General features: G+C 56.8%; 6 protein-coding genes. 2 read left to right on the forward strand and 4 right to left on the reverse strand.

The genetic code is table 11. The features are described from left to right. Positions 1–125: 125 nt before the first annotated feature. From QJ48_RS10075 to QJ48_RS10090, 4 genes are all read right to left on the reverse strand, one after another. Positions 126–1,109: an iron ABC transporter permease gene (locus QJ48_RS10075; protein WP_054973489.1), complete on the reverse strand. Its 984-nt coding sequence runs from the start codon at positions 1,107–1,109 to the stop codon at positions 126–128. Continuing rightward, a complete protein-coding gene (locus QJ48_RS10080) occupies positions 1,106–2,128 on the reverse strand; it encodes an iron ABC transporter permease (RefSeq protein WP_054973490.1) in 1,023 nt (340 codons plus the stop codon). Before QJ48_RS10080 ends, QJ48_RS10075 begins: the two co-directional genes overlap by 4 nt. Positions 2,129–2,133: 5 nt before the next feature. After that, complete coding sequence (locus QJ48_RS10085; protein ID WP_054973491.1) at positions 2,134–3,096, reverse strand: Fe(3+) dicitrate ABC transporter substrate-binding protein; 963 nt, start codon at positions 3,094–3,096, stop codon at positions 2,134–2,136. Positions 3,097–3,196: 100 nt separating this feature from the next. Continuing rightward, on the reverse strand, positions 3,197–4,000 hold the full coding sequence (locus QJ48_RS10090; protein ID WP_054973492.1) for an AraC family transcriptional regulator: 804 nt from the start codon (positions 3,998–4,000) through the stop codon (positions 3,197–3,199). Between the two features lie 115 nt (positions 4,001–4,115). Between QJ48_RS10090 and QJ48_RS10095 the strand changes: the two genes are divergently transcribed. Both QJ48_RS10095 and QJ48_RS10100 read left to right on the forward strand, forming a co-directional pair. Then, positions 4,116–4,400: an antitoxin VbhA family protein gene (locus QJ48_RS10095; protein ID WP_054973493.1), complete on the forward strand. Its 285-nt coding sequence runs from the start codon at positions 4,116–4,118 to the stop codon at positions 4,398–4,400. Between the two features lie 280 nt (positions 4,401–4,680). Beyond that, the coding region (locus QJ48_RS10100) for an amino acid adenylation domain-containing protein (protein WP_054973494.1) at positions 4,681–7,298 on the forward strand (2,618 nt) is incomplete at its 3' end.

Raw genomic sequence — 7,298 nt, forward strand, 5'->3', positions numbered from 1 at the left:
AATCGCACAACCGTACGGTGCCATTCGATAAGAAAACCCCTGCACATCAAAGCAATGGCAGCATGCCATAGCTTCGATAGGCAGGGGTTAACGTTTTTTTTCGAGGTTACAAGGTTGTCGGCGTGTTACCGCAGCCTACGTACGCGTTCTTTGCGCAGCAAATAGACGAAATAGGGGGCGCCGATGATCGCGGTCATGATGCCGACCGGCACTTCCCGCGGGATCACGATAATGCGGCCAAGGCAGTCGCCGAGCAACATTAGGTCGGCCCCGATAAGCGCGGCGAGCGGAATGAGCCACTGATGCCGGCCGCCAACGAGGCTGCGGGCCATATGCGGTGCGATCAGCCCGATGAACCCGATGGCTCCGACCGCCGATACGGAAATCCCGGCGAGAGCAACCGCCAACAGCAGGAGCCAGAAGCGCTGACGAACGACGTTTAAGCCGAGGGAAGCGCTCGTCTCATCCCCCAATTGAAACACGTTCAGCTTCGCAAAGCTCCCCCAGGCGAGCGGCAGGAGCACGGCGATCCAAGGCAGGAGGGAAACGACCTCCCGCCAGCCGCGGCTCCACAGGCTGCCCGACATCCACAGCAGCGCCATGTTGACGTTGGTCGGATGAGTCACGATCAAGTACTGGATGCCGGCCTGAAAGACGGCGCCGACGGCTACGCCGACCAGAGCCAGAGACGCAGGGCTTAACGTCAATCTGCGGCTCAGCAGCATGAGGATGACAAAGGCCCCGATCGCTCCGGCGAAAGCCGCTGCCGGAATGACGTACCCCGGCGATTGGGGAAACAGGAAGATGACCGCCGCCGCCGACAATCCGGCTCCTTTCGTAATCCCGATTACGTCGGGACTGGCGAGCGGATTGCGGACCAAGCTTTGGAGGATGACGCCGCTGACCGCAAGCCCGAATCCTGCCAGAATGCCGACGATCACCCGCGGCAGCCGAACCTCATGAACGATAAAATAAAACGGGCCGTTTGCGGAAAGCAGGCTCGGTCCGATATCCCGCACGGGAACGGAGACGGCTCCGACCGCGATGGATACCACGGCTAACAGGATCATGATCAGCAATGCGGCGCCAAGAGCGATGCCTTTTCTCATCGATGGGTCCCTCCTTTGCGCCGGGCCAAATAAACGAAGAACGGACCGCCGATCACCGCCGTGACGATGCCAACGGGGGATTCGAACGGAAACGCGATCATGCGGCTGAGCAAGTCGGCATAGACGAGCAGCGAGCCGCCAAGCAGCGCGGTGAGCGGTACCAGAACGCCCAGACGGCTGCCGGCCAAGGCGCGGGCGATGTGGGGAACGATCAGGCAGACGAACCCGATCGGCCCGCATACCGCAACCGTCGATCCGGCCATGAGCAGGACGAGCAGCACGGCGATGCCTCTGACGATCGCGACCCGTTGACCCAATCCGGCAGCAATTTCATCGTCGATCAGCAGCAGGCGGAAGGAAGGGATCATGACGGCAAGCAGCAGCAGACTGCCGAGGAAGAACGGCAGGATCATGCGCACCTCCGGCCATCCCGCCTGATTTACCGACCCGACGAGCCAGAAGATCATGCTCTCCGTCGAATACTGATTCAGGATAATCAGACCTTCCGTCAAGGACGCGAGCAGGAAATGAACCGTAATCCCCGCCAAAGCCAAGCGGACATACTGCTTATGCTCATTGCCGGTCAACGACCAGACCAGCAGCGCCCCGGCCGCCGCTCCTGCAAAAGCGAACAGCATCGAGCCCATAATCGACAGCTCCGAAACCGCCAGCAATCCGAACACGACGGCCAAGGACGCTCCGGCGTTAATGCCGAACACATGCGGAGACGCCAGCGGGTTTTTCGTGGCGAGCTGGGTCAGCAGCCCGGCCAACGCCAGCAGCATGCCTACGAGGCATGCCGTGAGCGTGCGGGGCAGGCGCAGCGTTTGGATATAAAGATGATTTTTGTCCTGGCCTTGATAGGTCAGCGCTTCATAGAGCGTGCGCCACGAGATTGAAGCCTGCCCCCATTTCAAGCTGAACACGAGTCCCGCGGCCAAGATGAGAATTGAAATGGAAAAAAGGAAGAGCAGAAACCGGGTCCGGCTCTGCTTCATAGGTTGGATAGTGCGATCCATTCAAGTTATTCTCCCAATTGCTTCACGATATCTTCCGCGATTTTCTCCGATCCGAGCATGCCGCGGGACAGCGACCAGTCGCGTCGTTCCACCGTAAACACTTTGTTGCCTGCGACGGCGTCGATTTTTTTCCATAACGGGTTGCTTTCCCATTGATTCACGATCGTCACTTTATCGGTAGGCATCAGGAACAGCACTTGCGGGTTCGTCTCGACAAGCTGCTCCAAGGTCAGCTGCGGATAGGCGGCGTCGTTTTTGACGGGATCGGTGAAGCCCAGCATTTTCACAATGGAGCCGGTGTAAGAATGGTCCGAGTGGGCGAAGAAGCCTTTCGGATTCACGACAGCCGGGAGTACGGTCGATGTAGCGCGGCTGATTTTCTTCTTGGCCTGCTCCATTTTCGTCTGATGCTCCGACAGGCGCTTTTTCCCTTCCTCTTCCTTGCCGACGGCTTTGGCGGTGATCATGTAGTTTTTCAGCATTTGGTCGTAATCGGCTTGAAAATCGTTCAGCACGAGAATCGGCGCAATGGCTTTCAGTTGGGTCAGCGCATTTTTGTGCTTGTTGATATCGACGATAATCAGGTCAGGCTTCAGCGAGCTGATCAATTCAATATTCGGCTCGTAGCGGGACCCGACGGAGGTATATTGTTTCAGCTGGCTTTTGACGGAGTCCATGAACAGCTCGGGCGTACCGTCGTCGGCAATTCCGACCGGCTGCACGCCAAGCGTCACCAGCATATCGGTGAAGCTGAAATCCATCGTCACGATGCGTTCGGGCTTCTTCGGCAGGGTGACGGTTCCGGTCGCGTCTTCCACGGTGATTTTCTCGTCTTTTGGAGCAGCGGATTGTCCGCCGGTTTGGCCCGGTTGGGCTTGATTCGAAGCCGGTTGGCCGCAAGCGGCAAGCGCGATGACGAAGACGAGCAGCAAGGTGGTGCGCAGTGTGCGGTTGATCCAAAGATGCATGTTGCTATCCCCCATGATAATGATAATTATTCTCAATTTATTGTAGTCGCATCTTCGTTCTTAGGCCATGTCCAATTTTAGGATGGGACATGTTATATTTTTAGATTTCGGGCCGATTACGTTGAAAGGCCGTCGGGGAACAGCCGACTTCCTGCTTGAAAATGCGGCTGAAATGAAAATAGTCAGCGAAGCCGACCCGCTGCGCAATTTCTTTGGCGGGCAGACGGGTTTGCAGAAACATTTGCTGCGCCTTCTGGATACGGAGACGGCGCAAATAGTGGGTCATTGTCGTTCCGGTATGCTTTTTGAACAGTACCGTGTAATGTCCGTCACTCATTCCGGCCCGCTGGGCGAGCATCGGGAGCGTGAGCTTCAGCATATAGTGCTCGTTGATATAGGAGAGGGATTCCTTGATAGCGAGGTCGGACGACGGTTCTTCTTGTCTCATGTGCGTTTCGTACAGAAATATAAACAAGATCCGCTCCAGAATGAGACGCTTTCGGAACAACTGCACGGCTTCCTCCTCTTCGGAGTCGGTGCGGATTTCTTCGGCGGTGCGGATGAGCTCATCCAGCATGTATTTGATCTTCACTTCACTGTGCGTACGAAGCGGGCCATAGAGCGTCCAAGCGCTGCTCTCCGGGAAAACGCGGTAGGTGATGACGGCGTACTCGGCCTCCTTCGTCTTCGGCACCTGAAGGTCGAAGGGACCGTGAGCCGGATGGCAGGCAAAGCCCTGCGTGACGACGACCGGCTCCTGGCTTTGGGCCGATAAAGTAACGTGTCCGCGGAGGACAATGATGATCCGGTGGCTGTCCGGGCCGCAGTCGATGAGTCGGGAAGCCGTGTCGGTTCCGATAGTCTCGAACACCGGAATCATCGCGGCAAGTTGTTGAAAATGCATAGAGACGCAGCCCTTCTTCCCGTCAGAGTTTACTTCGCAAAGCCATCCCGGGTGCCCGGTCATCGGCTACTTTTGATATTGACATATTTATCGGGGGAGATACAAGAGGGGGAGGATGGAAGGTGGGGGACTTTCATGGTATAAAAAGTTAAGTACGATTACTTTGCTGACAAAGGAGAACGATCAGATGGATACGTCCATGTTTAAGCCAACATTCCATGTTGACGATACATCGGATAAAGACATACATGCAGCGATGCGCCAAGCGCAGGCTAGTCTGGCTATCGAAGGACTTGCGGTGCCGGAAGAGGGTCAGGAATTAGTCCGTAAGCGACTAAGGGGGAAGGTTTCTCAAGCTGACTTCTTGAAGGCGGCTCTTGAGATTGCGACCCGTGAATGATTTCGTTCAATCCAGATGCACTAATTATTATATGAGGTTAAAAATTAGTACGGTGAAGTAAACGAAAATATGCCGATGTTATACGGATAGGCCGCCATGCTTTGGTTGGCCTTTTTTCATTTCCGACCGAGGGGATATGAAGGGAGATCACGCTGTAGAATGATTCATTAATATGGTTTATATTCAATATTAGGTATTTATAGCAAATAAATACCAAGCGTGCTACAATGAAATCGAACATCGGAGAACATGGAGGTAATGAAGACAGGGAGGATGAGGAATGAACGCAACGCCTTCTGGAACGTTTCCGCTGACGCAAGCGCAGAAGCGGATCTGGTTCATGCAAAAGATGCATCCCGATTCCGGTTTCATGAACTTTGGTTTGTCCGTTCAATTTTTGACGCACGTGTCTCCCGAGTTGTTGAAGAAAGCCATCGCCCAATTCATATTGGAAAACGATTCCATCCGGCTCTCGATCACAACCTCAGCTTCGGACGATCCCGGCATGCCCCGACAGTATATCAGCCCGGAGGATCCTCCCGATATCCCGCTGCTTGATTTCCGCAACGAGCAGGCGCCGGGCCAGGCGGCACGCCTGTGGATCGACGCTGCGACCAGACAGCCTTACCCGCTTGAAGCATCCCGGCTCTATGATTTTGCTCTCCTCCGCCTTTCCGACACCGAATCATGGTTGTATCTCAAATGCCATCATATCCTTGGAGACGGTACCGCTCTCGTGCAGGCCGGGTCCGACATCGTAGACCTTTATTTGTGCTTGGCCCGAGGGCAGGCACGGGATTTTCAAAAGAAGCCTTCCTATCTCGAAGCGATCGACCGGGAGCGCGCGTATCTGGAATCGGACCGCTATGCGCAGGACCGCCAATACTGGGACGAAAAGTTCCAGACGTTGCCGGAACCGGTTTCTTTGGCTCAGACCGGGAATCCGACGACGGGGAGCCTGGAAAGCGGCCGCTACGGGTTCGCGATCGACGGCAGCCGGAGAGAGCGTGTCGATACCTTCTGCCGGGAGTCCGGGGTCAACCCTTCGGTTTTCTTTCTTGCCCTTTTCTACGCCTATTTGTACCGGATGACGGGCCAAAGAGACATTGTCCTCGCAAGTATAACCGGGAATCGGACGAGCCCCCGGGACAAACAGACCTTCGGCATGTTCGCGGGTACGGCTGCTTTGCGCTACGAAGTCGATCCGCAGCATGCTTTTACATCCCATTGCCAAGCCCTTGCCAAAGCCTATACGCGCATGCTGCGCCACCAGAAATACCCCTACAACCAGCTCGTGGCCCGAACGAGAGAGCGTCATCCGAACGCAGGGCCGTTGTATCATATCGGGACGGAATTTCAAGTGATGAATTTCCGCAAGGAAGACGAGATCAGTGTTGCGAGTGAAATTCATCTCAGCGGCTCGATCGCGGATGAATTGCTTTTTCACGTTAAGGATCATATGGAGTCCGGTATGTACCGGCTGGATTTCGAATACCGGCGGGCGCTGTTCGGCGAAGACGAAATCGCGGCGCATGGCGAGCGGTACATGAAGCTGCTGGACGATGCGCTGTCCCATCCGGAGCGGACCGTGGCAGACCTGCGTCTTCTATCGGAAGCCGAGGAGAGGCGGATTTTGAACGATTTCAACCGGACGGAGCGGGATTTCGGACCGCAGCGCACGTTTGCCGAGCTGTTCGTCGGGCAGGTCCTGCGGACGCCCGATGCGGTCGCCGTCGAATTCGGGGAAGAACGCCTGACGTATCGCGAGCTGGAGCAATGGACGCGCCGGCTGGCGCACGGCTTGCGAAGCCGGGGCGTGGCGGCGGAAAGCGTCGTCGCGGTGATGCTGCCCAAGGGGCCGGAGCTTATCACGGCGATGATCGCGATTCTTCGCGCAGGCGGAGCGTATTTGCCGGTCGATCCGGATTATCCGGCGGAACGGATCGCTTATATGTTGAACGATTCGCAGGCCCAATTCCTTATGACAAAAGGGGAGATTGGACAAACCATCGCTGGCGGGGCATGCGAGGTCATTCTGGTTGAACCGAAGGAAGCGCAGGAAGGCGCGGCTGAAGAGCTTGAGGAAATTCATTGGCCTTTCCCTGTAGAGAGCGATCTCGCATATATCATCTATACCTCCGGCTCCACCGGGCAGCCGAAGGGGGTCATGATCGAGCACCGGGGACTCGGCAACCTCATTCATGCGATGAAGGAGAGGCTGGAGCTGTCCGGCCACACGAGGATCTTGCAGTTTTCGTCGTGCAGCTTCGACGCCTCCGTGGCGGAAATTTTCCCCGTGCTGTGCAGTGGGGGGACGCTTGTGGCAGACACCCGCGAGGCGATGCTGCCGGGCAAGCCGCTGGTCGAGCTTATCGGTCAAAAAGCCGTCAACGTGCTCATGCTTCCGGCATCCGTGCTCGCGATGCTGTCGGAAATCCCGGGCAGTGCCGCCGCCTTGCAGACATTGGGGACGGTGATCTCGGGAGGCGAGCCTTGTCCTGCCGAAGTGGCTGCCGCATGGAGTGTCAACCGGCGCTTTATCAACGCCTACGGTCCGACGGAAGCCACGGTATGGGCAACCGATAGAACGTTCGACGGCGGCCGGTTGCCGCCGGATATCGGCCGGCCCCTTGCCAATACGAAGGTATATGTGCTGGACGAGAACCGGAAGACGGTTCCGGCGGGCGTCACCGGCGAAATGTATATCGGCGGAACGGGACTGGCCCGCGGATATTGGAACCGTCCCGGGCTGACAGCCGAGCGGTTCGTGGAGGTGGAGCTTGGCCAGCCTGTGCCGGGAGCCGTCCGCTTGTACCGGACGGGAGACTTGGCCCGCTATTTGCCGGACGGAAGTCTGGAATATATCGGGCGTGCCGACCATCAGGTCAAAATTCGCGG

The organism is Paenibacillus sp. A3, assembly GCF_001399685.1.
Taxonomy (GTDB): Bacteria; Bacillota; Bacilli; order Paenibacillales; family NBRC-103111; genus Paenibacillus_G.